This window comes from Psychrobacter sp. 1U2 (genome assembly GCF_051847575.1).
On record NZ_JBPYDC010001198.1, the window covers coordinates 1 to 670 of the forward strand.

At 43.1% G+C, this 670-nt stretch carries 1 protein-coding gene; it reads left to right on the forward strand.

Translation table 11 applies throughout. From position 1 onward, the window contains the following. The coding region (locus ACS8FD_RS21180) for a hypothetical protein (protein WP_439277317.1) at window positions 1-597 on the forward strand (597 nt) is incomplete at its 5' end. Window positions 598-670: the final 73 nt, after the last annotated feature.

The window sequence follows — 670 nt, forward strand, 5'->3', positions numbered from 1 at the left end:
CAATACCCCGTTGAGACGGCCATGCTCAATATCTACACCAAACAACGTAGTGCAAGATTGGTTGGAATGGTAGACAACCAAAGCGTATCGGCGGACATAGAAGTCACGCCTAAAGGCCGCGTTCAATTCAATAATAAAGCGGTGCAAGGTGCCGAAATAAATACGATCAATAAAGTGAATGATCGGATTACTGCTCAGTCAGTCGCCATCAACTACTTTACCCTAAACCCGTTAGTATTTCATGGCTTTACAGATAGTACGGGCAAATACTCCCTATCCAATCAGACCACCACTATTCCAAAGATGGTGACAGTCGGCGACTCAAGCAAATTTATCACTGAAACCGTCTATGCCGACAGCAGTATGCGTAAAAAAACAGGTAAGTATGAGCAAGACTGGTCACTGACGCAAGAGACCAACAATACAGCATGGCTGTGTATCACTACTTCAGAAAACCTATTGCTGACTACTAGCACTGAAGACGCAGCAGCAGAATGTTATAAAATTAACTCCCAAGGGGATATTTTAGCCAGCAAGGTGGTGCTAAATCAGCCGTCTGCAAATGCGACTAAGACGGTGACACTGGTTAGTCAGTAGTTTATCTATAAAAATAGTCCATAGACAATTGCTCATAGAAAGCTGCTGGTAAACGATTGACTGTGAACTATTT